This window comes from Prevotella melaninogenica, from assembly GCF_018128065.1.
Taxonomy (GTDB): Bacteria; Bacteroidota; Bacteroidia; order Bacteroidales; family Bacteroidaceae; genus Prevotella.
Window position 1 is genome coordinate 711,685 of sequence record NZ_CP072360.1, and the last position, 26,944, is coordinate 738,628.

Annotated in this window: 23 protein-coding genes and 1 pseudogene; 10 read left to right on the forward strand and 14 right to left on the reverse strand. The window is 41.6% G+C overall.

From position 1 onward, the window contains the following. The first annotated feature begins 115 nt into the window (after nt 1-115). Complete coding sequence (locus J5A56_RS08680) at nt 116-529, forward strand: hypothetical protein (RefSeq protein ID WP_231370797.1); 414 nt, start codon at nt 116-118, stop codon at nt 527-529. A 364-nt stretch (nt 530-893) separates the two neighbouring features. Here the strand turns inward: J5A56_RS08680 and priA are convergent, their stop codons facing one another. Beyond that, nucleotides 894-3,200 (reverse strand): replication restart helicase PriA, encoded by a 2,307-nt coding sequence (gene priA / locus J5A56_RS08685; RefSeq protein ID WP_021671339.1) that lies wholly within the window; start codon nt 3,198-3,200, stop codon nt 894-896. A gap of 283 nt (nt 3,201-3,483) precedes the next feature. On the opposite strand from priA, the gene J5A56_RS08690 reads away from it, so the two are divergent. Continuing rightward, nucleotides 3,484-5,145 (forward strand): IS1182 family transposase, encoded by a 1,662-nt coding sequence (locus J5A56_RS08690; protein ID WP_021671872.1) that lies wholly within the window; start codon nt 3,484-3,486, stop codon nt 5,143-5,145. A 105-nt stretch (nt 5,146-5,250) separates the two neighbouring features. On the opposite strand, the gene J5A56_RS08695 is transcribed toward J5A56_RS08690, so the two are convergent. From J5A56_RS08695 to J5A56_RS08735, 9 genes and pseudogenes are all read right to left on the reverse strand, one after another. Further along, on the reverse strand, nt 5,251-5,880 hold the full coding sequence (locus J5A56_RS08695; RefSeq protein WP_036919858.1) for a porin family protein: 630 nt from the start codon (nt 5,878-5,880) through the stop codon (nt 5,251-5,253). Nucleotides 5,881-6,139: 259 nt separating this feature from the next. Then, the gene (gene gldN / locus J5A56_RS08700) at nt 6,140-7,183 is read right to left on the reverse strand and encodes a gliding motility protein GldN (protein ID WP_021671870.1); all 1,044 of its coding nucleotides are present in this window, start codon (nt 7,181-7,183) and stop codon (nt 6,140-6,142) included. A gap of 118 nt (nt 7,184-7,301) precedes the next feature. After that, nucleotides 7,302-8,891: a gliding motility protein GldM gene (gldM, locus tag J5A56_RS08705; protein WP_021671869.1), complete on the reverse strand. Its 1,590-nt coding sequence runs from the start codon at nt 8,889-8,891 to the stop codon at nt 7,302-7,304. A 63-nt stretch (nt 8,892-8,954) separates the two neighbouring features. Beyond that, entirely contained in the window at nt 8,955-9,752 is a 798-nt protein-coding gene (gene gldL, locus J5A56_RS08710) for a gliding motility protein GldL (RefSeq protein ID WP_021671868.1), read from the reverse strand. After that, nucleotides 9,753-11,234: an SUMF1/EgtB/PvdO family nonheme iron enzyme gene (locus tag J5A56_RS08715; protein WP_211815589.1), complete on the reverse strand. Its 1,482-nt coding sequence runs from the start codon at nt 11,232-11,234 to the stop codon at nt 9,753-9,755. Nucleotides 11,235-11,243: 9 nt separating this feature from the next. Next, nucleotides 11,244-12,182 carry a PorP/SprF family type IX secretion system membrane protein gene (locus J5A56_RS08720; protein ID WP_036919844.1) on the reverse strand — a complete coding sequence of 313 codons (939 nt, stop codon included), beginning with the start codon at nt 12,180-12,182 and terminating at the stop codon, nt 11,244-11,246. Nucleotides 12,183-12,759: 577 nt separating this feature from the next. Further along, complete coding sequence (locus J5A56_RS08725) at nt 12,760-12,981, reverse strand: DUF2795 domain-containing protein (RefSeq protein ID WP_004337463.1); 222 nt, start codon at nt 12,979-12,981, stop codon at nt 12,760-12,762. A 52-nt stretch (nt 12,982-13,033) separates the two neighbouring features. Beyond that, nucleotides 13,034-13,608 (reverse strand): annotated as a pseudogene (locus J5A56_RS08730) (cob(I)yrinic acid a,c-diamide adenosyltransferase). Nucleotides 13,609-13,645: 37 nt separating this feature from the next. Next, a complete protein-coding gene (locus tag J5A56_RS08735) occupies nt 13,646-14,254 on the reverse strand; it encodes a hypothetical protein (RefSeq protein WP_021671862.1) in 609 nt (202 codons plus the stop codon). A gap of 356 nt (nt 14,255-14,610) precedes the next feature. Here J5A56_RS08735 and J5A56_RS08740 point away from each other — a divergent pair, with 356 nt between their 5' ends. The 5 genes from J5A56_RS08740 to J5A56_RS08760 all read left to right on the forward strand — a co-directional run bounded on the left by J5A56_RS08740 (nt 14,611) and on the right by J5A56_RS08760 (nt 18,243). Continuing rightward, complete coding sequence (locus J5A56_RS08740; RefSeq protein WP_021671861.1) at nt 14,611-14,922, forward strand: T9SS type A sorting domain-containing protein; 312 nt, start codon at nt 14,611-14,613, stop codon at nt 14,920-14,922. Nucleotides 14,923-14,965: 43 nt separating this feature from the next. Beyond that, entirely contained in the window at nt 14,966-15,514 is a 549-nt protein-coding gene (locus J5A56_RS08745; RefSeq protein ID WP_021671860.1) for an RNA polymerase sigma factor, read from the forward strand. Between the two features lie 67 nt (nt 15,515-15,581). Continuing rightward, a complete protein-coding gene (locus J5A56_RS08750; protein WP_021671859.1) occupies nt 15,582-15,974 on the forward strand; it encodes a hypothetical protein in 393 nt (130 codons plus the stop codon). Between the two features lie 19 nt (nt 15,975-15,993). After that, complete coding sequence (locus tag J5A56_RS08755) at nt 15,994-16,419, forward strand: hypothetical protein (RefSeq protein ID WP_036919856.1); 426 nt, start codon at nt 15,994-15,996, stop codon at nt 16,417-16,419. A 303-nt stretch (nt 16,420-16,722) separates the two neighbouring features. After that, nucleotides 16,723-18,243: a glycoside hydrolase family 10 protein gene (locus J5A56_RS08760; protein ID WP_021671857.1), complete on the forward strand. Its 1,521-nt coding sequence runs from the start codon at nt 16,723-16,725 to the stop codon at nt 18,241-18,243. 88 nt (nt 18,244-18,331) lie between these two features. Here J5A56_RS08760 and J5A56_RS08765 read toward each other — a convergent pair whose 3' ends face one another. The 3 genes from J5A56_RS08765 to J5A56_RS08775 all read right to left on the reverse strand — a co-directional run bounded on the left by J5A56_RS08765 (nt 18,332) and on the right by J5A56_RS08775 (nt 21,968). Next, complete coding sequence (locus J5A56_RS08765; protein ID WP_036919839.1) at nt 18,332-19,444, reverse strand: glycosyl transferase; 1,113 nt, start codon at nt 19,442-19,444, stop codon at nt 18,332-18,334. Nucleotides 19,445-20,136: 692 nt separating this feature from the next. Then, a complete protein-coding gene (locus tag J5A56_RS08770; RefSeq protein WP_021671853.1) occupies nt 20,137-21,123 on the reverse strand; it encodes a glycosyltransferase family 2 protein in 987 nt (328 codons plus the stop codon). Then, on the reverse strand, nt 21,072-21,968 hold the full coding sequence (locus tag J5A56_RS08775; RefSeq protein WP_021671852.1) for a glycosyltransferase family 2 protein: 897 nt from the start codon (nt 21,966-21,968) through the stop codon (nt 21,072-21,074). The genes J5A56_RS08770 and J5A56_RS08775 overlap by 52 nt, the downstream gene beginning before the upstream one ends. A gap of 56 nt (nt 21,969-22,024) precedes the next feature. Here J5A56_RS08775 and J5A56_RS08780 point away from each other — a divergent pair, with 56 nt between their 5' ends. Both J5A56_RS08780 and J5A56_RS08785 read left to right on the forward strand, forming a co-directional pair. Then, on the forward strand, nt 22,025-23,530 hold the full coding sequence (locus J5A56_RS08780) for an oligosaccharide flippase family protein (RefSeq protein WP_036919851.1): 1,506 nt from the start codon (nt 22,025-22,027) through the stop codon (nt 23,528-23,530). After that, nucleotides 23,517-24,497 carry a glycosyltransferase family 2 protein gene (locus tag J5A56_RS08785; RefSeq protein WP_021671850.1) on the forward strand — a complete coding sequence of 327 codons (981 nt, stop codon included), beginning with the start codon at nt 23,517-23,519 and terminating at the stop codon, nt 24,495-24,497. Before J5A56_RS08780 ends, J5A56_RS08785 begins: the two co-directional genes overlap by 14 nt. Before the next feature lie 372 nt (nt 24,498-24,869). Here J5A56_RS08785 and J5A56_RS08790 read toward each other — a convergent pair whose 3' ends face one another. Continuing rightward, entirely contained in the window at nt 24,870-25,433 is a 564-nt protein-coding gene (locus tag J5A56_RS08790; RefSeq protein ID WP_021671849.1) for a pilus assembly protein N-terminal domain-containing protein, read from the reverse strand. Between the two features lie 912 nt (nt 25,434-26,345). Here J5A56_RS08790 and J5A56_RS08795 point away from each other — a divergent pair. Further along, entirely contained in the window at nt 26,346-26,939 is a 594-nt protein-coding gene (locus J5A56_RS08795) for a TetR/AcrR family transcriptional regulator (protein ID WP_036919847.1), read from the forward strand. Nucleotides 26,940-26,944 lie beyond the last annotated feature (5 nt).

The following is a 26,944-nucleotide window of genomic DNA, read 5'->3' on the forward strand; positions in this document are numbered from 1 at the left end:
GTGGGAATGGATTTGTACGTGTACCAAAAGAGGAAGCCGAGAGAATGAAGATTGATGCTTGCCTCAATACTTAAATATCTACAAAATGAACCTGAGTTATTATCCTTACAGATTTGTGAAGAAAATAGATGAGCCTTGGGATAGACCTCAAGGCTTTTTACTTTATAAGCTTTTGTATTCGTTTAAGTCCTATAAAAGTCATCAGACTTATTGGGTGTGGGTAGAGGTTTATTCACAACATTTTTATGCCGTCAAGTTCCATCTAAAAGCACATAGAGATAGTGACAAGAAATATAATATCTTGACGGGACTTAACAAGCCCAAAGAATGTATACAAACTTGCATGGCTATTATGAAAGAGGTTTCTGGGAAAGACGATAAAGCATCTTTCGGTTTTATTGGTGCTAACTCTATTGGAGAGACTGAACTTAAAACAAAAAGTTTCCGAGTATATAGTAGGTATATGCAGACCTACTTTAACTCAGAAGAGTTTGAAATCATTATAACCTCACGAAGAGTGCGTATTTGATAATATGTAAACAGCAATTAAAAGATAATCCCAACCTCATCAACGACATCATTGAAGGGTTTAAAGAACTATACCCCTACTCTGACTAACATCCATTTTAAACCTATTAATATATGAGATAAAAGATGCTTCTCATACCTTATCTTATTTGAAAAACATGCTTTAAAAGCGGGCAAACAACGTTTTAGAAAGGACTAACACAAGTTCCAATCCTACCCTAACAACAAACTCCACTCATTTATTTCCATGAGCAAAAAGAATTATTTTCATGAAAAGAAATATTTATTTTCACGATGAAAAATATTTTTCTTCATGAGAATAATTTGGAGAATAAAACTTTAGAAAGGAGATCAGTAACTAACTACTAAAGTGGATCAATATCATAATAAACTTGAAGAGCACCATATCTCTTGTCCTTCAACATAGCCTCCAAAGCACCACGAAGATACTGGCGAACACGTGGATAATCAATACTATTCTCCAACTTTAGCATAATTTTACGGATATTCAGTGTCTTCACACGTGCCACTGTTGGTTTATCAGGACCGAGCACACGGTCACCAAAGATTTCACGGAGCCTACTACCCAACTCTAAACCTGCAGAGTTCACCGTATCCTCATCCCTATGCTTCAGATAGACATAGACAAGGCGATAGAATGGAGGATAATGAAAATCACGCCTTTCGATTAGCAAATCGGCATAGAACGACTTATAATCGTTACGTACTACCTGCTGAATGACGGGTAATTCTGGACTCTTCGTTTGTAAGATTACCAGTCCCTGCCGTCCTTTTCTACCTGCACGACCGCTCACCTGACTCATCATCATGAACGACTGTTCGTAGGCACGGAAGTCGGGATAGTTCAACATTGAGTCTGCATTGAGGATTCCAACGACTGAGACCCTATCAAAGTCAAGTCCCTTTGAAATCATCTGTGTACCTATCAGAAGATTACTCTTCCCCGTTGAGAAGTCGTTAATCAAACGCTCATAGGCATTGCGTGTACGTGTTGTATCAAGGTCCATACGAGCTACACGAGCCTCAGGAAAGATATAACGGATTTCATCTTCAATCTTCTCTGTTCCATATCCTCGACCACGGATATCCTCACTTTCACAACAAGGACAGACCTCTGGAACCTTTATCGTATAGCCGCAATAGTGACAGGAGAGGTAGTTCATATTCTTGTGATACGTCAACGACACGTCACAGTTAGGACACTTCGGTACCCAACCACATTGTCTACACTCCACCATTGGCGCAAAACCACGTCGATTCTGAAATAAGATTACCTGCTCACCATGCCCCAAGGCTTCACGAACGGCAACAAGAAGACGTGGAGAGAAAGGTCCTGTCATCATCTTCCGACGATAAAGATCCTTTATATCTACAATTTCTATTTGGGGTAATTGAATATCTTTATAGCGTCGTGTTAGCTCTACAAGTCCATACTTACCCTGCTTTGCATTGTAATAGCTTTCCATTGAGGGCGTCGCCGTACCCAAAAGCGTCTTAGCGTCAGGATACATCTGCGCCAACATTATCGCCACTGATCGTGCATGGTATCGTGGCGCAGGGTCTTGTTGCTTGAAGCTCTGCTCATGTTCCTCGTCAATAATGACAAGACCCAATCGTTGGAATGGGAGAAAAACAGCACTTCGAGCACCCAAAATAACATCGTAGGGCGTATTTTGCAATTGCTTTTGCCAAATCTCCACACGCTCTGCATCACTATATTTACTGTGATAAATCCCTAAACGATTGCCAAAAACAGCCTTCAAACGCTCTGTTATCTGCACCGTAAGCGCTATCTCTGGCAAGAGATACAGCACCTGCTTATGTTCATTAAGCGCTTTCTGAATAAGGTGAATATAGATTTCAGTCTTTCCTGAAGAAGTCACTCCGTGCAGCAATGTCACTTTATGCCCCATCATCTGCAGGAGAATCTGATTATAAGCTTCTGTTTGCGCCTCATTTAGAGGTTTTATATTCTCTGGATGGGGTGGCATGTTATGATTCAGTCTACCAACTTCCTTCTCGTAGGTAACTAAAATTTTCCTATCTTGTAATGCGCGAATGACTCCAACTGTAGCATGAGACACATTCATCAACTCCTCCCTTGTCACTTCACGTAACACCGTTTTGGGCTTAATTTCTTCGATTTCATCAACACCAGCCAATTGCAAATAAGTCATCAGAACTTCCACTTGTTTCGTAGCACGCTTCATGGAATCAATCATAAGCGAGAGCGTCTGTTCATGACGAAAGCTATCAGCTAAACGGATATAAAGTTCTGTCCGAGGACGATAACCATACTCCTCTTTCAGTCCTGATGGTAGTGCCGCTTTATAGACATCACCAATAGGCGACATATAGTAATCGGAAATCCAATGCCAGAGCTTTAATTGTTGTGGGAGAAGCACGGGTACGTCATCAAGTACATCTATAATATTCTTATAGGTAATCTTCTTCCCATCAGCAGTAAGACTTCCCGATGGATTCGGAATATTTACAGGATAATCCGCAACGACACCTACATATTTCTTACTCTTCCCTAATGGTACAGACACACGTACGCCAGCAGTGACCCGAGATGCCATAGCATCGGGTACAGCATACGTGAAATAGCCCTCAAGAGGAAGGGGTAAGATTATATTTGCGTAAGTCATTATATACAGTTCGTCATCTATCAGTTAATGCAAGCTATACTGTGAATCATAATTGGTTTGAATACAAAGTTACAAAGAAAGATGGAAATACGCAATGAAGGAACGAGCCAATAATACGAATCTACATCAGAAACAGAGTTAATAGAAAGTTTGAATACATAAAAAAGAGGGTGTGTCAAAATGTACACATCCTCTTTTTTATGCACAAAGCCCCGACTTTCTCAAGCCAGGGCTTTGCTATTTCCTAAAGTTTTTGTACCTTTAGGCATAAAAAAATCTCATTATGACAAAAGTACACTTTCGTTCTTACATACACAAGAAAATGATTCTTTTTCCTCAAAGAATCGATAAGGATATCGCAGAAGATGACCCTGTTCGTCTTTTAGACGCCTTGGTTGATAACCTTATGCTGGATAAAGTCTACAGTCTTTATAAGCCCAGTGGTCGCAAGCCGTATCATCCACAAATGATGCTCAAGGTGATTCTTTATGCCTATATGAATAATATCTATTCCTGCCGTCGTATAGAGTCGCTTCTCAAGCGTGACATTCATTTCATCTATCTGGCAGGATATGAGCAGCCTGACTTTATTACCATCAATCGTTTTCGTAATCGTGTGAAAAAGGAAATCAACAATATCTTCACACAAGTCGTATTATTACTTGCAGACAAAGGTCTGATAAGCCTTGACGTTGAATATATTGACGGTACAAAGATAGAATCGAAAGCCAACAAGTATACCTTCGTTTGGAAAAGAACCGTGGAAAAGAACCGCACCAAGTTGCAGGAACAAATACGCACACTCTTGCTTCAGGTTGACGATGTCATTGCGCAGGATAATGCCGCTAAGAAAGAAGGTATTGAGTTCACTGCAGCTCTGCTTGATGAGATATCCGAAGAATTGAACAAGTCTTTGGAATCAATCCCTGAACCTAAGACAAAAGAAGAAAAGCAGGCTGTTAGAACCAAGAAAAAACAGCTTAAGGAGCTTGAGAAGAAACGTAATAAACTCCAAGAGTATGACCAACACCTTGAGATAATGGGAGAAAGAAACTCTTATAGCAAGACCGACCCTGATGCCACGTTTATGCACATGAAGGAGGATGCTATGCGCAACGGACAGACTAAGCCAGGATATAATCTACAGATAGCAACTGAGAACCAGTTTATCACCGACTTTGCACTCTATGCTAACCGTACAGATACGCTTACACTTCCCTCTTTCTTGGAGTCCTTCAACTCACGCTACCATCGCTATGCAAAGACAGTCGTAGCCGATTCGGGATATGGCTCCGAGGAAAATTATCTGTTCATGGACGTACATAATATGGAAGCCTATGTGAAGTATAACTACTTCCATAAAGAACAGCGTCCACGCTATACACCTAACCCCTTCAGTCCTGCAAGCCTTTACTATAATAAGGAACAGGATTTCTACGTCTGCCCAATGGGGCAGCACATGAGGCGTATAGGCATGAAGCGTTCCCTAACCTCTAATGGATTCGTTACTTACAGCGTACGTTATCAGGCAGAACGCTGTGAGGGCTGTCCGTTGAGAGGTTTATGCTTCAAGGCAAGAGGAAACAGAATTATAGAAGTAAACCACCAACTACAGCAATATAAACAAAAAGCACGGGAACTACTGACCTCTAAAGAAGGTATCAAGCATCGAGGACGAAGGTGCATAGAACCTGAAGCTGTTTTTGGACAAACAAAATATAATAAAGCTTACAAGAGATTTAGACATTTTGGAAAAGACAAGGTCAATATGGACTTTGCCTTCTTTGCCATTGCCTTTAATATAGGAAAAATGTGCAGAAAAACTAATCTCAAGGAACTAAAAGCCATTATGGAGGTACTTTTAGTCACCGTCAGGTGCTTTATACAAGTTTATATAGGCTATTTAAGTCCCAACAAATCATTTTATATGAAATTAGCAGCATAGCTGAAGTAAATAATGAATTATGTGGTAGACAAGGTAAAGGGGGGAGTAAAAAGAGGATGTGTCCATTTTGACACACCCTCTTTCTAATATTAAGTATAATACATTTTAGAAGAAATAAGCTAAGCCTAACTGCCATGAGCTGTTATGGCTGTCTTTTTTCTTTAAAGCCGAAGTTGCTGTATCTGTAGTCGTCTTCCATGTCACATCACCTGTCTTACCACAAGCAATATTGTAGTTAGCACTTACTTGCAGGTGCTTAAACGCTGTCACACCAAAGCCAAGGTTCACACTAAAGTTACTATTCTTCAGTGCATAGGTACTCTTCATATTCCAGTCATATTCCTTTTCACCAACATTAAAAGCAATCTGAGGACCACCAAAGAAAAAGATATTAGCCATACTACCTAAACCGATAGAATAACGTGCATTTATAGGAATGGATATTTGCTGCTGCTTTACAGTCTGTGTCTCAGATGCATATTCAAGCTTGGCTGAACGCATGTCATAGAGAACAGAAGCATCCATGCCTAATCCAACAACGGGTAAAGTGAATTTCACTGTTGGACCAAAGAACCACCCTACTTGGTTAGTCTTGTCGAATACATCACTTGTAAAACTAAACTCACTCACATTTAGTCCCGCCTTTACACCAAACTTCAGTGGTTCATCAGCATGGACTGGAACGGAGACAAGAAATGATAGGGCTAATAAAGCCAATGAAATAATTTTCTTCATAACCATAAGTGTTAATGATAAAAGAACTAAAAACTCTTCCGATAGTATGAACACAGGTGTCTCACACGTCCGAAAGTTGACTCAAAATAGAAATACTATTCGAGCGTCTCTATACATCAATCGTATCTGTATGACTTATTATTGCCCTATTAGAATTAATTAAGGTTGGTTCTATAAATTTCCTTTAATGAAATTTTCTCTACAATTCATTAAAGGAAGATTACGTTGAGGAACCTACAGAACCAACCTTAAAAGAATATTAATGACGTTCGCGGCGAACCGTAACACGTGCTGGAGATACTCCAGCACTTCCACTATTAGATGAACGACGTGAGCGACTAACGCTGCCTGATGATGGACTTGTACGACGAGTACGTCCTATCTTCTTTGGTGCTTTCTCAGCCTTTTTAGCCGCAGAGATACTATCAAGGCTATCTTGACGAGCTGGGTCGCCATAGATTGTCTTCTCAAATGCAATCAACTCACGTTCTATCTTCTTCTGTTCAGCAGCCATTGCTGAGTCGTTAGGACAGTATTGTGCGAGGGTTTTACCCAACATATTGGTTGTCTTGTAAATCTTTCCTTTATAGAGGTTCATTGTGAAATAATCATCAACACTCATCGTTGCAGCATTATTCAGATTACTTGTCATAATGGTTTGCTTCGCAAGGAAAGGAGCCAAATCATCGTAACGAACCCAGAAAAGAGGGTATTTCACTTCGCCATCTCCAAAGTCGTCTTCACGATACATTATCGGACAGAGGGCTACAACCTTACGATGAAAGGTTGCTGTTCCCTGATCATAATAAGCACTCTCTTTGAGATAGTAGCCTTTAACCTCTCCGGAAGGGATGTCACTGTTATCAAGACGAATACCATGATCAGTGCGCTCGTAGAAGATGTGATAGTTATCAAGGAACTGTAACGGCTTTACTCGTGCAGAATCCGTGAAGATCTCATTTCCATCCATACGATAGTTGTAGGCTGCAACACCACCACGATTAGGTCCACTCATCATCAACTTGAAGATGTAGGTAAAGAGATTCATCTGTGAACCTACTGGCTCAGTAGGGTAGTACAACCCTGCGTTCGCATCGTCAGTAAGTTTCAGTTCACGATAGATGTCACGTCGCCAAACAACATCTTCCCCCATCGGGGCAGTTGTTGGGAAGGATATCTGCGCACGTGTAGAAATCGTATTAGCAGGCGACTGACGCTGTTGCTGGTTACGACGTGCAGCAGGCTGTGCACTTACAGTAAGTGCCAAGCAGGCTGTGCAGACTATGAGAAATATCTTTTTCATTATTCTTTTGTTTGTTCTTTACTAAAAGAGATGCTGTGATATAGTGTTTTATAAGTAGATATAGTATCAAGACTATCTATCAACTTGTCAACCCGTAAACTTGTCAACTCGTCTACTACTACCTCACAATAACCTCCATATTTCTTCCATTGAGCGTTCGAGTAGTACCATCAGGTCCATGAACGACAACGTTAGTGATGTAGAATCGCTTGTTACGACTCAACTGTCGGAACTGTTCCTTCTGTTGTGGAGAGAACGAAGCACCATTACTTGCCAACGGAACGGCGTTACCCATATTGTCAAAGAAGACAACACGGAAGCTGGTCACGTTGAAAGGAATATCAAGTAAGCCGTCATCAATAGCAGCCTGAATACCCGGAGCCGACATAAGAGCAGCCTTTGAAAGCGTTCCACTCTTAAATCTATCAGCACCCATAGCGATATATGGCGATGGATCCGGCAATTTTCTCACACGGAACTTATACTCTCCTATCTTACGACCCTTCGCAGATACAGAGATAGTCACAGGCTGACCAACTGCCGATGGACGTGCAATGAAATGACCGCCACCCCTTGATACGAGTGAACCACCAGACATTGTAGCCTGCACATCACTCTGAGAAGTATTAGGAATACTAATGGTGATTGGGTTGTCAAAGCCTGCATAGAGTACATTCATCAAGTCTGCAGCAATTGTAGCCATTCCATCGAATGGTGGAACTTTCTGCATTCCTTGAGGATTGATATACTCTTTTGGTTGAGGACCGCCCGTTACCCAATAGTCTTGTGAGAAGTTTCTACGCAAAACATTACCCGACAAGTCTTTAATAAGAATATATCCACTCAAGTTATGTTTACCCGGAGCACCCGCCTTAACAGTTATCTGATTGCCCTTAATAAGTTGTCCATTAACAAAGACTTGTGGCTGCTGTGTAGAGTCAACAGCACCCATAAACATCTGGGCAGTCATTGTCTCACCTGGATAAAGGCGTGTCTGACTTGGCACGACGAATGCTTGTAGCTTGTTGACACGTATGTCTTTCAAGCCTACATTAGCTACCAAGGTATGCAAGACCTCACCTTCTGCATAGCGAACGTCGCTCTGCAACTTCGAGAGAAGTGTTACCGCTGCTGCAACAGGCATATTCTCAAACATATACTCTTCCCAGTTCTTACCCATAGAATGCTTAGGTACCGTTGTAGAAAGATTACTCTCGATAAGTTTCTTCTGTCGAGGGTCTGTAACAAACTGTAAAATACGTGCTCGATAGTTATTGATAGCCTCATAAAGCTTATGTCCCTGCCCATTAGCTGGGTTCAACATAATATAGCTGGCAGCCTCAATATTATCCTTTCCTTCGATATTTAAAGGGTCACCTTTCTCACCATCAGCCTCACGAACGATGGCAACTTTCAGCGATTGTGCATAGTTATAGAGAGAATCACTCATCTCTCTGACCGTTGATGCCATCACAAACCACTGTTTTACCTTCTGTGGGTTCTTGCGCATCATTTGGTCGAGTTCGCCAAAGATAGCTTCATTTTCCTTGGATGAATTTCCCGTTGTACGGTTCAAGCTCTCTTCAACAACAGAGAAGCCATTGAGTACCTCTGTGGAGATATTCAATGCCAACATTGCCATGAGGACGATATACATAAGATTAATCATCTTCTGGCGAGGGGAAATCTTTCTCTTCTTAATAGCCATTAATTCTATTATTTGTAGTGGGAAGATGCTGATAACAGACTTCTTCCCAACCTTATTTCATCATTACAAGCTTTCAGGAGCAGACTGCTGAGGAGCTGCACCCGGTGCTGCCACACGCATATTAACAGTCATTGCCTCAATCATTCGAGCGTAGATACTATTGAGTTGCTCAATTTGTTGCGCCATCTTACGAGTCTGGTCATTAATCTGGTCAATGGTACCAATCTGCTGGCTGGCACTCTTAAGCTGCATTTCGTAAACCTTAGCAATACCAGTGAGGGTACGATTAAGGTTCTCCATCTCTTCGCTATCACGTGTCAATCGCTGACTCTGGTCATTCACCTTACCCAGCATCTCCGTTAGATTCTGCAATGCTGATACGTAGTTTGTCTGCGCCTCAACCATCTCTGGCGTTTGCTGTTGCGCATCAGCGATAGCCTTACTCTGCTGACCAACAACGGCTGCAGCGATATCATTAGCTGAAGGCATTGCCTGCTGAACGCTCTGTGCGATACTCTCCGCTGCAGCATACTGTGGCTGTGGCGCAGCAACAGGGCGCTCTACAACTTCCTCCTTACCCTCAAGATACTCCTCTGTAACATGTGTTGGGAGTTCACGACCATCGTCTGTCTTGTCAAACGGACGGTCGAACGCAGAGAGGAAGAACACGATAACCTCAGTACCCATACCAAAGTAAAGCATAATATTAGCTCCCGGCAAGTGGGTCAACTTAAACAAAGCTCCAAGAATAACCACCGAAGCACCCCAACTATAACCATAGTTCAGGAACGTCTGTCCAGGAACACTATCCATCCACTTCTGCAGATGGTATATAAGATTGTATTTACTGTACTGTGTCATTTATCTTCTCTTTTTCTTACTGCTTTTCTTATTCTCTTTAGCTGCCTCACTTGAAGAACTTGCAAGACTACGAACACAACGGAAACCGATGTAGCTACGTGGTTGGTTCTGATACTCCCAAGTACGCCAAGCACTGCGGATATAGCTCTCTGGATCCTTCCAGCTACCACCACGAACACTCTTCTTCTTCAAGCGATATGGGTCTTCTTTGGCTGCTTTATAGTCCAATTGAGGATTGAGGTCATTCATCGCATCAACTCCAGCCTCCGTATAAATGGTACTTGTCCACTCGGCAACATTACCTGCCATATCGTACAAACCATTAGAGTTTGTGCCATAGATACCCACCTTACTCGTAATCAAATTACCGTCTTTGGTATAGTTTCCACGGTCTGGCTTAAAGTTTGCAAAGAAACATCCGTTACCATTCTTCACGTTTTGATTGTCCCAAGGGAACTCATCCTGATTCTTTCCACGAGCAGCATACTCCCACTCTGCCTCAGTCGGGAGGCGATAACGCTGTACGTAGCGTGCCTCTCTACCCAAGCCTTTGAGCAAATACTCTGTACGCCAAGCACAGAAAGCATTAGCTTGCTCCCATGTAACACCTACTACAGGGTAGTTATTATAAGTTGGATTACTAAAGTAATTACGGAGATAAATCTCGTTGTCTGAATTACGAAAATCATTCACCCAACAAGTCGTATCAGGATAGATATTAACGATGTAAGTATTGAGGAAGTCCCAAGGACCTGTCAACGGACGATTGATAGTCTCGTTATGAATAACGCCGTTTTCATCGACATAAGCAGTGTCTTTTGATATCATCACCACCTCATTAGGATCCACTGTGATATCAGTATTCAAGTTACGCTCCTGTGGATTCAAACGATTGCGACGAAGAGCAGCAGAGGTATAATCGTAAATCTCATAACGATAATTCAACTGTCTACCATCAATACTCTTCTCACCCGTAACAGGATTGGTCACATAAAGGCTCTCGAAAGCACGCTGTTCATCCTCATTAGGCTTACGAGGAAGTCGCTTATTCCAATCCAAACGAGGTGTAATAGGATCACCATTCTTGTCCTCTGTAATCATATAGCTTTCATCACCACCGTATGCAGGGTCAGCCAATCGGGTACGAATAATTGAATCGCGAACCCACTCAACGAACTGCTTGTACTCCGAATTGGTCACCTCCGTTTCATCCATCCAGAATCCATCAACAGAGATGTCCTTTACTGGAGTTTTCTTACCCCATAAGGAGTCCTGCTTTTCCAAACCCATTCTCAACCAGCCACGCTTGACAAGTGTCATGCCGTAAGGGGCTGGTTCGCGGAAGGTTCGACCTCCACCAACGCCAGTAACCTCACCGCCACGACCTGACGAAGCGGTTGACTTACCAGCGAAACAGCCTGTCAATGTTCCCAAGACGAGTGCACCAAGACAAATGGCAACTATACTTTTCTTCATTTTCATTATATCTTTCTATAGAAATCTTACGCTTTTATGTTTGTTCCTGCCTTTCTTCTGCAGGTTAATATCGGTTTGATAGCTGACAAACAGCCCATGACTACCATTCTTGAAAGCCGCCGTACCAGTGTACATCTCATAGCTATAGCCCACATTGATTCCGTGGAAAGTTCCACCAACATAGGCTGTAACAGAATTTGTTGGGCTATAGGAGACACCTCCATAAAGTACTTTCTTCTCGTGAGTATAGACCAATCGAGCTGTAATATCAGTTCGATAGTTCACACCATCATAACGTGCCAGAACAGAAGTCGGTATAGTAAGAAACGGATTTCGCAATTTAATATTGTATCCACCTGTTAAATAATATGTACGTTTTATCTGTAACTCATTGGTTTCACCTAACTCTACTAAGGGCGCATTGAGATGCTGAACAGATGCTCCAACATACCAATTCTTATGTGTATAATAGATACCTGTTCCTAAATCAAGTCCGTGTCCATTAACTTCTCCCTGTGCTAAAGCAGGGTCGCTCCCCTCCTCTGGATCTAACTTAGAACCATCTAATTTTTCAAAAAGCATACCCACCTGAACACCAGCAGATATCATTCCGCCCCAAAGATCCTTACGGAAAGCATATTGTCCTGCAACACGCTGATGAACAAAGGCTCCTAACTTATCATTTAGAATAGAAACTCCTACTCCATGATATTGCTTCATGAAATAGACAGGCATATCTGCTCCTACGTAGAAAGTATTCGGGTTGTGTTCGTAGCCTGCAAAGTCGAGGGCGTAAGCACCCACAACATTCAGCTTATTGTCTTTTCCTACTGTGGCTGGATTAAACGATGGCTCCATCGCCCAGTAGTGACTATAAGACGGATCATACTGTGCCTTGACAGAACTTCCTATCAGACAAACAAGTGAAGATATGAGTATTAAACGTTTAAACACGATTCTATAACGCACAGAAGAACGGATTATTGCTTTCTAACATATAAATATTAAAGAGGATGTAAATATGTATAAAGGAAACCCTCTGATGAGAGAGTATACATACTTATGCCTTTCTACATTCTATATATAGGATATAACACACACACACCTGATGTTTGTAAATAAAATTCACAAGTCGATTTTTTATTGATGCTTAATAGTGCTTGAACTAAGGCTTAATTGGCTTGCAAAAGATGCCCTTTTGAGGTCTTACTAACGCCCTTTTGAAGTCCAAGTAAGCACCTCTTGCAATTCAGTTTTGTAATCTCTTGATTATAAGATAGTTGCAAAAGGTTCAAAAATAGTGTTTTTTCAACGAAAAACTGACGATAAAGACATCTCTTTTGTAATAAAATTTCTAATCAAACAATCTCATGTTTTATCTCTATCTGGGTTTGTATTCGGAGAGATTAAAGACCCAATTACACATTATATACGATAAATGAATATTGTATGAACAGTAACTTAGACTTTAGCTGCACACTACTGAAAACAAAAAAGAGATTGTACCAGCCTGATACAACCTCTTCTCTATTTAATATTCGTCTTCATTCCACAAGAAATCGTCCTTTGAAGGATAGTCAGGCCAGATATCCTCGATACTATCATAGACATCCCCTTCATCTTCAATCTCCTGAAGATTCTCAAGAACCTCAAGTGGTGCACCTGATCGCATTGCATAATCAATCAGCTCATCTTTTGTTGCAGGCCATGGAGCATCTTCCAGCTTAGAGGCCAATTCAAGTGTCCAATACATATTCTTATTTTTTTACATGTTTCTTAGTGCGTGCAAAAGTAATATTTATTTCTTATCTGCAAGTATTTTCCATGTTTTTTCACCCGTACCACTATCATAATTCAAATAACGTGACAAAATGAAGAAATAATCTGATAGTCTGTTGACAAAAACTAAAGTTTCAGGAGAAAGAGTTGTCACATGGGATAATGTAACTACACGACGTTCTGCACGACGACAAATCGTACGACAAACATGGCTTTGCGCCGCAGAAAGAATACCACCTGGCAAAATAAAATGGTGTTGTAATGGAAGTTGAGCAGATAAGTCATCAATATTAGCTTCTATCTTTCTGGTTAAGCTCTGAGTATTAATAAGGTCTTCTGCTTTTATCCCAGCACGCGCAAGTTCGCCACCAATGACAAATAAATTTTCTTGAATTTCAATTAAGAGATTTGTAGCTTTAGCAACAGGAGGTACGATATTTTTAGAGGAGTCTGCTTGTAACATTGAAAGCAATAAACCTATATTTGCATTCAACTCATCTAACGTTCCGTATGCTTCTATACGCATGTCGTCTTTTGATAAGCGACTTCCATCACATAAGGAGGTCATACCATTGTCACCAGCTTTCGTATATATCTTCATAATAGCATTACATTTAGGAAATTAAAATCTTCTGTTTTCAGAAATTCACCACGTAAGATTGCTTCACCATCTCTTTATTGAGGAATACTATTCCACAATAGTATAAATCAAAGCTGACCCCTGTGCGTGAATCTGAAACAAGTTCTGACCAATAGGTTTCTGTTTCCTTATTACGTTTAATGTTTTCTATGATTAAGACACACGATGAAGAAAGATGTGCTAATGCCTTATCAACGAGTGAGCGATAATTCTCAATGAGCGGTACACGTACAATACTATGCTCACCGACATTGCTAAATAATTGAAGTAGTTCTTCTTCTGTACTCTCTTTTGTTACCTTATTATATAGGGTCTTCTGGCAACCAGCATCTACATAAATCTTATTACATGAAGACTTCGGGTGACAATCCACAAATGTGTGGGGTTGCTGATAATTAGCTAATCGGAAATAAAGTTTACACAGCTTACGAGTTTTCTTATCAATTCCATACACCTGATCATCAAGTTGCTCATACTTATAATAAGGATAATGCTCATTCACCACATAACGAATAAAACGATATGCCCAAGGCGACTGTACGCCAAATCCTCTGGAGTAGCGCACACGTCTCAACCAAACTATAAACCGCTTAATAAAGTATATCATGATAAATTTATGTGGTTGACAAAGTTAATATTTTTTTTCTTTATTAGGAAAAATAGAAGTAAAAATCAACACCTAAGCATCATATAAACCCATGAATAGATAAAAGTGTATTGACTAATTTGTAATAGTATAACTCACGTAAAGAATGGCAAATGCTTGAAATACGATTATAGTCGTTTGATAAATAATACACTTGTTCTTATATCACTTTGTGTCATCTTATATGCAACTTGTCCACCTGTTGACTTGTTAACTAAACTATTAATTTATATTAAATCTTAATAGTGTCAGGCAATAAAATAAGTAGTTGTGTTCTTAAATTTGTTATCTTTGTAGCTAACATAAAAGTATAGTCTATGATAAAAAATATATTTACTCCTTTCCTTTTCACATTACTGCTATCAGTAGGCTTCACCACTCCAGTGCAGGCACGTGTAGCAATTGATTTGATTGACATTGATATGCAGACGATTTCAATTTCAGTTGTGGGTAACACATTGCATGTTGTAGGTGCTGAAGACGAACAGTTGGCAGTGTATAATGTGACAGGTGTGCGTGTGATGAGCGTGAAGGTTGATGGTAGCGATAGGCACTATACACTTAACTTACCGAAGGGATGTTATATTGTCAAGGTGGGTAATGTGGTTCGCAAGGTTTCTATTCGTTAAGGAGCTTTCTGCTCTTGATATGTCAAGCCTTTTCTAAAGAGTAGTGACTCCCCTTGATGAAGCTGAAGTGATTCGCCAGTTGGCGAGTCCAAAAGGAAGACAGAAGGTTTTCCCCATGATCGTTGACCAATACAGCCCGTCGTTGTATTGGAAAATTCGTAGTATTGTTCTTACTCATGATGATGCCGATGACGTGTTGCAAAACACGTTCCTCAAGGCATGGAAGAGTCTTCCGACCTTTCAAGGGAAAGCGAAACTATCCACTTGGCTCTATCGTATTGCTATCAACGAGTCTCTCGACTTCCTTCGTCATCAAAAGATGGCAACGCTGTCCAGTGCCGATGCCGACCTCTCAGTGGCAAATCGGTTGATGGCGGATGACTACTTCGATGGTGACAAGAGTCAGGCGTTGTTGCAGGAAGCCATTGCGAGCTTGCCCGATGTGCAGCGCACGGTGTTTACCCTTCGTTATTATGATGAGATGAAGTATTCGGAGATGAGCGAGGTGTTAGGGACCAGTGAAGGAGCGCTCAAAGCCTCTTATCACATTGCCGTTCAGAAGATTACTGACTACGTGAAGCGGTATGAATAATATTTCACATTGATAATTAAACCATTCAACCTTTCTGCGGTCTAAGTTATATCAAAGAAAAAACTTTATGGAATCAATGAATCATTTACAGAAGGAATATGGCACTCAGCGTCCTTTCACAGTTCCAGAGAATTACTTCTCTGAACTGTCTTCCCGTGTGATGGCTCAGATACCAGCAGAGGAGCAGAACGAAAAGATTGTAACGATGAATCCGCATCACGCCTCGCTGCGTTATCTGCGTCCGTTGGTGGCTGCGGTGATGACGATTGGTATCGTGCTGATAGCCTTTCTTACCTTTCATAACTTTGATGCTTCGAAGGGGAAAGATGTCGATGTGCGCAATGGTGTAGCGGAGCATAGCAGGAGTCAGTCGACTTCATCAGGCGATGATTTCGACCGTGCAGCAGATTATTTTATGATTGATGAGGGCGATATGTATGCTTCGTTGGCGAGTGAATAATAATAATGTAGGAGAAGGAATGAAGAACAAAAGAATAATCTTATTGCTCTGTGTTTGCTTCAGTGCACTTTTTTTGCACGCACAGGGGAGGGTTGACTTTAATAAGTTAAAGGTAGAGGCACACCGTTTTATGGTGCAAGAGGCTGGCTTGAATGCGCAAGAGGCAGCACGATTTTTCCCTATCTATGACGAGATGAGGAGTAAGCAGCGTGGTTATTTCGATAGACTGCGTGCCATCCATAGTGCCAAACCGTCGTCAGAACGTGAGGCGCTTAACATGATTGAGCGGACTGATGCCTACGAGATACAATTAAAGCAGATAGAACAGCGTTATCATAAGGAAATGTTAAAGACGATCTCTGCCACCAAACTGCTACGGGTCTTAGAGGCTGAACGCCGCTTCCACCGTCAAATGTTTAGGAAGATGGCAGGGAGGAGGAGGTAAAACCTCACCCCCCAACCCCCTCTCCGAGAGAGAGGGAGTGCTGGAAACGGTTTGCTTGGGAATCACAGAAAGGTTTTCTCTTACTGAGAGAGGAGCGGTATCACACATAAAAACTTTCCTAATTGTTAGGGATATCTGCATAAAACCTTCTTTAATTGATAGGAGTATTGTGTATAATACTTTCCAAACTGATAGGGGTATCACGCATTCCACTCCCCTCCCTTTGGGGGAGGGGTAAGGAGGAGGGACCAGTTGTGCTGGGTGTGCTGCTATGTTTGTTTTGCATATAACTAAATTATAATAATGAGACAACTTCATTCTCTATTGAGATTATTAATTGCCGCAGTGCTTTTCATTGGGGCGGGTAATGCCGTGTATGGACAAGTCCCAGCAAGAAAACGAGAGTTTCGTGGTGCGTGGATTCAGTGTGTGAACGGACAGTTCCAAGGGATCGGAACACAGGAGATGCAGCGTACGTTGCGTTATCAATTGGACGAGTTGCAGAAAGATGGTGTGAATGCTATCATCTTTCAGGTGCGTGCCGAGTGTGATGCTCTTTATCCAAGTAAGTATGAGCCGTGGAGTAAGTTCCTCACGGGTCGACAGGGTACACCTCCTTCACCTTACTGGGATCCATTGCAGTGGATGATTACCGAGTGCCATAACCGTGGTATGGAACTCCATGCGTGGATTAACCCTTATCGTGCTAAGACAAAGAATACCACACAGTTGGCTACGAACCACATTGCGGTAACAAATCCTTCTCGTATCTTCTTATACGATGGGCTTTACATCCTCAACCCTGCATTGCCAGAGAATTGCAACTACATCTGTGCGGTGGTGGATGATATTGTAAGCCGATATGACATTGATGGATTGCATATTGACGATTATTTCTATCCTTATCCTGCTGCAGGACAGACCATCCCTGACCAAGCTTACTTTCAACGTGACAGACGTGGATTTACCAATATCAACGATTGGAGACGTAATAATGTAGACCTCTTTATCAAGCAGTTGGGCGAGTCTATTCGTCGTCGTAAGCCTTGGGTGAAGTTTGGTGTTTCTCCTTTCGGTATCTATCGCAATCAGAAGAGCGATCCGCAACATGGTAGTCGTACAAATGGTTTGCAGAACTATGACGACCTCTATGCTGACGTGTTGAAGTGGGTTAACAATGGTTGGATAGACTATTGTGTGCCACAGATCTATTGGGAGATTGGCAATCGTGCAGCTGATTATAAGGAACTCATCGGCTGGTGGAATTGTTATGCTGGCAATCGTCCGTTGTATATTGGTGAGGATGTACTTCGCACGGTGAAGTATGCTGACCCACAGAACCCTAACTCAAATCAGCTTCTAGCGAAACGTCGTCTGCATCAGCAGTGTCAGAACGTGAGCGGTACGGTGTTGTGGTATGCTAAATCGGTGGTTGATAATCCTGGCAACTATGGTACACTCCTTCGCACAAACTACTGGCGTTATCCAGCTTTGCAGCCTTTGATGCCATTCATTGACGATGATGCGCCATCAAAGCCAAAGAGGGTGAAGGCAAAGCAGGATAGTGATGGTTATTATTATCTGACATGGAAGGCTCCTAAGGGAGAAGGTTGGAAGGATGCTCCTTATCGTTATATCGTTTATCGTTTCTATGCTGGTGAGCCAATCAATCTCGATGATCCATCAAAGATTGTGGGGATGCCTTACGGCAATAAGCTACGTCTTAATTATAAAGACGGCAGTACAAAATACGTCTATGTCGTTACTGCTCTTGACCGAATGAGTAACGAGAGTCATGGTAAAAAGAAAAAAGTGAAGCTTTAGGCTTCACTTTTTTATTGGAATTATTAGCCTAATAGCACCAATTATCCCAATTGTTATTAGCCTTATTAACCCAATTAGTCCAATAGGGCTAATCATTCTTCTTGCTTAATAGCCCCCGATAAAGTTCCTCATACTGGTGGGCAACCTTGATATACTCATGATGCTTGCGTACATATTCATAGCTTTCGCGGCGCAGTTGAGGAATGAGAGAAAGGTTATTGACGAGGCGGGTAAGCTCTGCAACACAGCTTTCGTAAGTCGGGAGGACGTTGATGATGGGTTGGAGTGTGGACTCGTTGATAATTTCATAGTTCTCTGGTTCACCACCACCGATACAGATAATACCATGCGCCATCGCTTCAAGGGGATTCATCGAGGGCGTATAGCTGTAGAGTTGGTCCATGATAGCATCCGAACCGAGCATCGTTCGCACGTATTCGTCAAAGGGTAGACCATTAACAACAGTGAGGTTGAGACGGTCGAGGTATTGTTTTTTCACTGTTTCTGCGGCTCTCAGCATGATATCAGTCCCTTTATATACCGATCGACTCTTACTGATTCCAATAAAAAGATTCAGCTTCTCGGGTGTTTCATCGGGTATGATAGGCGGCTCACCAACAATGATAGGGAAGGGGATGAAGGTTGTTTTCTTAGGGAAATACGGCTCATAACAGCACCAATACTCGTAGAGTCCTGTCACGATAGCATCGCATTGCCCCGCCATCAGTCGGTTCAGACGACCTTTTTCCGTATCAATCCAATCCTTTCTCTCGACTATCGCCTCCTTATTTTGGCGCAGTTCCTTACCGATATTGAAGTCGCTGTAACGCAGTGGCATCGTCGTTGAGCAGGTGTTTACCCAATAGTAATCCATTCCGAAACCACAGAGAACAACCTTTTTATTATGCTTTTTCAGATAATGAAAGAGTGGAAAGAGCCGTTCCGCCTTCAATTCAAAGAACATTGGATTGATGAATTGTACAATGTCATAGCCTCGCAAACGGGGCAGTAGGGTATAAATCTTAGCCATTAAAAGCATGCCACCCAGCTTTCCCGACCGTCTGGAAACATCAATATCACGTGGGTAATTCTTCCAAAAATCCCCATTCGACACCACTGTTACCGTATGTCCAAGTTCACGCAAGCCTCGTGCCAGCGTGTTATGTACGTTGCTATATTCGCCTAAGAGAAGGATATTCATGTGTCTTTTGTAATTCATAATTCACTTCGTACAATTCATAATTCATAATTCATAATTCACAATTCATAATTATGATTACCGAGTTTGCTACTGTCATGGTTATCACGTTCTAAAGCGCCATGTTTAGGAGTACCTTTTAAACCATAGTATATGTTTTTTTTAGGTCGATCGTTTTGATATTCTTCATTTTTTGTCCCTCCTCTCAGTCTTTTAACTTCTCTGTATTTCATGGCAAAGGTAACTTATAAATTACATTTATACAAGTTTTATGGGTTGTTTTCTCCGTTGCTCCCTGCACCGACGGTGTCTCTGTGGGCTACGTTTCAATAAAAAGCTCTCCGTAAACTCCGTGTCTCCGTGTGAAATTTAAATCCAATAGGATAAGAAATATATTGACAAAATATTCGATGAAAAGACGGAGAAAAAGACTAAAAACAAGCCGTTTCAACACCCTTGTAAGTGTTTTGCTATCAAGTAGTTGCAAAGGTGATTCCCAAAAGGTGCTTAATAGGACTTCAAAAGGGCGTTAGTAAGAGGCTTAAAGGGCATCTATTGCAAGTCAATTAGCCGTCTTTTAGAAGCCAAAAGAGCATGTATTGGTTTTGAACTACATGAAAATAGTTTACAATAATCAGTTGATAAGGGAATGAGCTATTCGTAGATGATAGATAGATACCGTATCTATTTGCGTTTTATCTCTTGTTTAGCCTTAACAGCATTATCAAAGTCTTACGCCCGAAACTGCTGTTTGTCATTCTTCTGAACCACTTATACTTACTTGTATAGTCCTTATCAGGCAGGGGGAAAAGCCCATGTCGGGACAGACGTTGCAGCACGTGATTGAGATGAGTCTCATCATGTGTCAGCATCATAACGTTGTATATGTGGTCCATTGTCAGTTGGGCGATGCGTCGTTCCATTGCAATACGCTCTTTGACAGGGAGATAGTCGACCCGCTCTTTCAAACGATAGATTACTTGTTCGGCATCGGATAGACGATGGATGTGCCAACGTTTGTCACGATTATGCATGATAGAGTTCTCCCGTTTGCGATAGTAATAAGCCTTGTTTTTCGTTGTATAAAGGTTGTCTACCCGCAACATAATCTGTGGCGTAAAAGCTTCGTCCTCGTGAAGTACGCCCTTTGGAAAACGCAGGTCGTGCAGAATCTCCTTACGGAAAAGGTAGGCACACACGCTACCACACAGGTTATGGTGCGTCATATACTCCGTTCCGCTTATCGGACCCTCCGCATCAGCAATTGGTTTTGCGGTTTTCTTATCAGTTGACTGGAACAAAATCATATCCGTTTCGCGGTATCTGATGATGTCCAAACACTGCTCGTAAGGACTTGTTAGCAGGAGGTCGTCGCCATCAATAAACTGGATAAAGCTTCCCTCAGCCAACGCTATACCCATGTTTCGTGCCTGTCCTAACCCCTGATTAGGCTGACGTACGTAGACAATATTCGATGAAAGGGTAAGCAATTCGTTGATAGGTGAATACTCTGCACCATCATCTACGACGATAATCTGGCGTTCCGTCTCGTTCAGACTCAATGCCAAGATACTGCTGATACACTCCTTTAGCATATCAACAGGCTCGCTATAGTAAGTAATGATAAAGCTTACAAGGGGCTTATCTTCCTTATTTTGTGAATAAACTGGTTGAGTTGACATAAGCGTTTTAATCCTATTAAGTGGAGAATAAAGAGTTTCAAGGTTCCTTTATAGGGCAGAACGGGTAGGATAGGGGCAGCGTGAGTAGCCTCGTAGACATCTATTTGAATATTAACCAATGCCTGATAATACGCAGGTGTCAGTTCGCCCCATAGCTTGAGGTGCTTTAGATGCGCCTCCAATAAGTCGTTCAATTCTTTTCCGCAAGCCTGAGCGGTAATGCCTTTATCGTTCTGACAATAATAATACAGTCCCGCAGACGTTGTTGCCACTACCTTTGCCCGCTGTAACAAGAAAGGATAAGTATAGACATCTTCAAAGACTTTACCCGATGGGAAGCGGATATCCGTAAAGAGTTCGCGACGATAAAGCTTGTTCCAAGCATAGGTGTGTAGGTGACCTCCGTCCAGCCAATAGTCACGGATAGAACTGATGGTTGTATCAGAGAAAGTCAGCAGTCGTTGCTTCGTCGTACTTCCATAAAAGAGCAGGGCTGGATATTCAAGAATATCATAGTCGGGATGTTCTGCTAATACAGCCAACTGCGCCGCATATGTGCCCTTGCTAACAAAGTCGTCAGAGTCGACAAAGGTGAGATAATCCCCCATTGCCACTTCTATTCCTGCATTTCTTGCTGCCGAAAGACCGCTGTTTTCTTGTCGGATAAGTTTACAATTCGCTCTCCCTACCGTCATTTCTTCCGCTATCTTCCCAGAGGAATCCGTCGACCCATCATCAATGAGCACCACCTCCATCGTCTCATCTACCTGCGCCAACACGCTATCCAAACATCGCTGGAGTGCGTCTTCAACGTTATAGATGGGGATAATGATAGATAGTCTCATGTAATAATTGTTTGATGCAAAAATAATAAAAACTTTTAAATCCGTTAGATAATATGATGAAAAAAGCCTCTAATCCTGACAGCTATCTGCATATCTTGAAGTACATCAGCCTCTTTGGTGGTGTACAGGTGCTTAATGTGCTGATTGGTATCGTTCGCAACAAGTTTGTTGCAATGCTGCTCGGACCGCAGGGAGTAGGACTTATCTCGCTTTTTAATTCCACAACTAAGCTCATCAGCGACTCTACAAACTTTGGTATATCTATGAGTGCAGTGCGCAATATATCAGAGGATTACGATAAGAATGATGAGAAGAAACTGACAGAAGACATTGCCGTTGTGCGTTCATGGAGTCTGCTTGCAGCCTTGTTGGGATTTTTTGTTTGCATCTTTCTCAGTCCGTTGCTTAGCCGTTACACTTTTTCGTGGGACGGTCACACGCTTCATTTCATCCTTCTTTCCCCTTGTGTGGCATTGACAGCCTTGGCAGGAGGCGAGTTTGCGATTCTTAAAGGCGTTCGTAAGTTGCGTGCGTTAGCTGCTATTTCTGTTTATAATGTGTTGGCAGCCTTAGTCTTAACCGTTCCCCTTTATTATTTCTTCGGTAATTCCGCTATTGTTCCTTCGTTGGTATTGATGGCATTGGTGCAGTTGATATTGACGATAGTCGTTTCTTTTCGCCTATATCCTTTCCGTGTCTCTTTCCAAAAGGCATTTTTAGGTAAGGGATGGGACATGATTCGATTGGGTACAGCCTTTGTCTTTGCCGGAGTTTTGGGCTCTGGTGCAGAACTGATTATACGCAGTTACCTTAATAATGTTGCTGAGATTGAGACCGTTGGTTTCTATAATTCAGCCTTTATGATGACGATGGTTTATGCAGGAATGATCTTCTCAGCGATGGAGACCGACTACTTTCCACGTCTCTCTGGAGCAAACAATTTGAAGTTTACTTTTAATCAGATTGTCAACCGACAGATAGAAGTGACACTCCTTCTCATCTCTCCTTTGCTGACTTTCTTCCTCTTATTCCTGCCCCAGCTGATTCTTTTCCTTTATTCCGATAAGTTCCTTCCAGCCCTCAGCATGGCGCAAGTGTTGGTATTAGCGATGTATATCCGTGCTATTCGGCTCCCTGTAGAGTATATTTCTTTAGCAAAGGGCGACTCAAAATCCTATCTACTCTTAGAGGGATTGTATGATATTTTCTTTGTTGCACTCGTGCTTCTTGGCTTTTGGAAGTGGGGACTCTTCGGTGCGGGATTAGGCATAGCAGGAGCTGGTCTGCTCAATCTTGTCTGTGTCTATGGCTATGCTTACGCTCGTTATGGTTATCGTCTGTCCTCATCAGTGATGCGCTATGCCGCAATTCATTTCTCAATCGGACTCCTTGTGCTTCTTTGTGTGCGTTCTGATGACGAGTGGATGCGGTGGGGCGTAGCCAGTTTGTTATGCGTTGTCAGTACGATAGTTTCTCTCCGTGTGATGAAAGCGAAGTCGGGACTATGGAATGCCTTAGTAAGTAAAGTGAAGAATAAGTTTGTTCGCCATGCCAAAGATTAGTATACTTGTAGCCGTTTATAACACAGCAGCTTACCTACCGCAGTGCCTTGATTCGCTGTTGTCGCAAACCTTGAAAGATATTGAGGTTATCTGTGTCGATGATGCATCTACGGATAACTCTTTGGCTCTTCTGCATCAGTATGCTGAAAAGGACAATCGCGTCAAAGTCTTTGCCCTAAAGGAGAATAGCGGACAAGCACATACTCGGAATGTGGGATTGTCTCATGCCACAGGCGATTATATCGGCTTTGTGGATAGTGATGACTGGCTCAGTCAAGATGCTTTGGAGAAGGTATGTGAATCGTTCCGAGACGATGTTGATAGTGTCTTGTTTCGTCTGCTTTATGCTTATACAGACGGAAGTATGAAGGATTATCAGATGTCACCTTTTACTACGATGACTGGTGATGAGGCTTTTCGGGCGAGTCTTACTTGGCAGATTCATGGCTGTTATGTTGTGCGCAATGCCATTCATAAGGCGCACCCTTACGATGAGTCGCAACGAGCATACAGCGATGATAATACCACACGTATTCATTATTATTATTCACGTAAGGTGGCTTTTTGTGAGGGTGTTTATTATTATCGACAGCACACTTCTTCCACAACACATAACATCAGTGTTCGCCGTTTCGACTTTCTCTTAGCGAACGAGAGTATGCGTCGTCAGCTTCTTTCTTTGGGTGCATCAGAGGAGACCCTCCGTTGTTTCGAGACGGTGAGATGGCTCAACTTGGTGGGTGTTTATATGTTTTATTATCTCCATCGTAATGAACTCTCTGAAGCTGACTGCCAGCATGGCTTATCCGTCATGCATCATGTTTGGCAAACTATCAATTTAAAACAAGTAAGCCCTTCTATCAAAAGAAAATTCGGTTATATACCCCTCCGCTTCTCGTGGTCCCTTTTCCGTTTGCAGGAAGAGTTGTACTTTTGGTTGAGAGGGATTGTAGGTAGAAATAAATAGCCTTACTCCAGTCTCTTTCCTAACCAATAGTCATTGATTAAAAGGAACAATGAAGATGGTGGGAAGTCACTCTTACAACATTATGCTTTAGGTGGGTTCTATTAATTACCACCGAAATAAAATTATTAAATCATGGGTTCCTCGCTCAGTCGTTATGCTCGCATAACTTATCAATTTGCCCTCGAAGATAGTCTTGAAATATGACAATGCAAATTAATAGAACCCACCTTAATGGAAAAAGACCATTTCAAAACCCGTTATCGAGTAAAGAAATGGTCTTTTACTTGTTAAGAGACTTTAAATATACTTACAAATAGAAAGGTGTCAGTTTTTTTTGCATTTTGCTACACTCTAATCCTGTGTAGTGCTTTTTTATTTTACAGTTACGGTTATTGTACCAGCCAACTTGTTCTTGTCAAGTACGTTAACAGTTGTTGTCCCTGCCTTCACGCCCTTGATGGAAATCTTAGCATCCTTAACAGTAGCAGTTGCAATCTTGGGATCTTTCGAGGTAACCATATATGGAGCCTTACCTGTTTTGATGTTAACATCTTCCATCTTACCAACGGCAATATTTACGCTTGTCTTGTCAAAGGCAAGTGGTGTAACTACATTGACAGAGATGGTACCGAAGTGCTTGTTCTTATCGGTAACAGTAATGGATGCCTTGCCCTCTTTAACTCCTGTAACGGTCAGGATATTCTTGTTAATCTTTGCGGTGGCAACCTTTTCGTCAGTAGACTTAACAGTGAAAGGTTGTGTTCCATTACCAATAGTTACGTTTGCAGAGGCACTGGGAGCCACATTAACTTTAGTAGTACTGAACTTCAGACCAGTGTTTTTGTCACCATTGTCATCACTGCAAGATGCGAGAGTTACTGTACCAAGGCAGAGAGCTGCCATCACCATTGTTTTGAAAATACTTTTCATTTCCATTGTTTTAGTTTTGGGTTTATATTAAGTTGAAAATATTCTTTTTATCGAATTGATTTCGCTTATTTAAAAGCAATATTCTAAATATCTTGCCTCGCATAAGAATAAATTTTTGTTAAAAGTGTTTGATGCTATAAATAATACTATTGGATGAGAAGATTTTTTTCTTCTGTCCATTTGTGTGTTCAGTGAGATAATGGTTTACCCTTTGAGCATTATCTTTTTTACCATTTTACCTTTTCACCTTTCTTTCTCTCCTTTCCATTTTCATTTACCATTCTTCTTTGTAAAGAAAATTCAGGTCTTAAAAATCTAAAGATGCTCATTTGACTTCTTAAAGACGCCCTTCTGGCTTGCAAAAGATGCCCTTTAAGCCTCTTACTAACGCCCTTTTGAAGTCTTACTAACGCCCTTTTGAAAGCCATCCTTGCAACTACTTGAAAGAAAGAGGGTTACGATGATGTTTAAAATACTTGTTTTTAGTCTTTTATTCCACCTTTTTTCTTGCTATTTTGTAACAATATTTCATAACGTTGTGCGGATGAATTTTCTCATAGAGGGCACAGATTTACGGTGATATGATATTGTTTCCTAACAGCTTTTATTTTCTTATCGGCATCTTGTCTGTCTTTGTAACTTGACGTAGCCCGCTACGCCTGCGCCTAAAAGACAAACAAGCTGCTCGATGATAAAACAAAATATGTTCAGGCTCTAATAATCGATTTGGGTTAAAATACCTATTAGTAAGTATTGACAAGATGGAAATCTTTGCCTATCTTTGCAGCAAAAATCGACAGAATGGAGAAACGATTAGTATGCCATAGAACGTCAAGTGGAAGAAAGCGTATTGCAGGTTGAATGCAATACGCTTTTTTTTATGAACAAAACAAAACATTGTCCGTTAATAAGATAATAATGAAAACATTAAAAGAAGATGTGCGGAGTAGGATTGTTATGGCTGCCCGCAGTGAATTTGTTAAGTGTGGATATAGAAAGACATCGATGCGTACAATCTCGGCTAAGTCTGGTGTTGTGCTGGGGAATATATATAATTATTTTAAGACAAAGGACGATATCTTATGTGCTGTCCTGCATCCGCTACTCTCTGCGATAGGCGAACGAATGGCGTCGCATAGTAAGGGTGAACACGAAGAAAAGCACCTTGATTTCTCCTCACAACGGCAGAAGAATTTTCTAAAGGAAATGCTTCGTATCATTTTCTTATATAAGGAAGAACTGAGACTACTGCTCTTTGAGTCGCAGGGTACCTCCTTGGAGAATTTCCGTGAGAACTTTATCGACGAACAAGTGGCGATAAGTAAAACTTACATGGAGCAGGTGGGGACGAGAGTGTCGCCTCTCTTCTTTCGTATCAGCGCCTCTACATGGGTGACCATCATCGGTGAGATTGTGATGAACCCCGACCTTCGGAAGGAGGAAGTGAGGCAGGCTTTGGCCGAATATATATGCTATAATACGGCAGGGTGGCAAGAACTCATAAAACAATAAGTTAA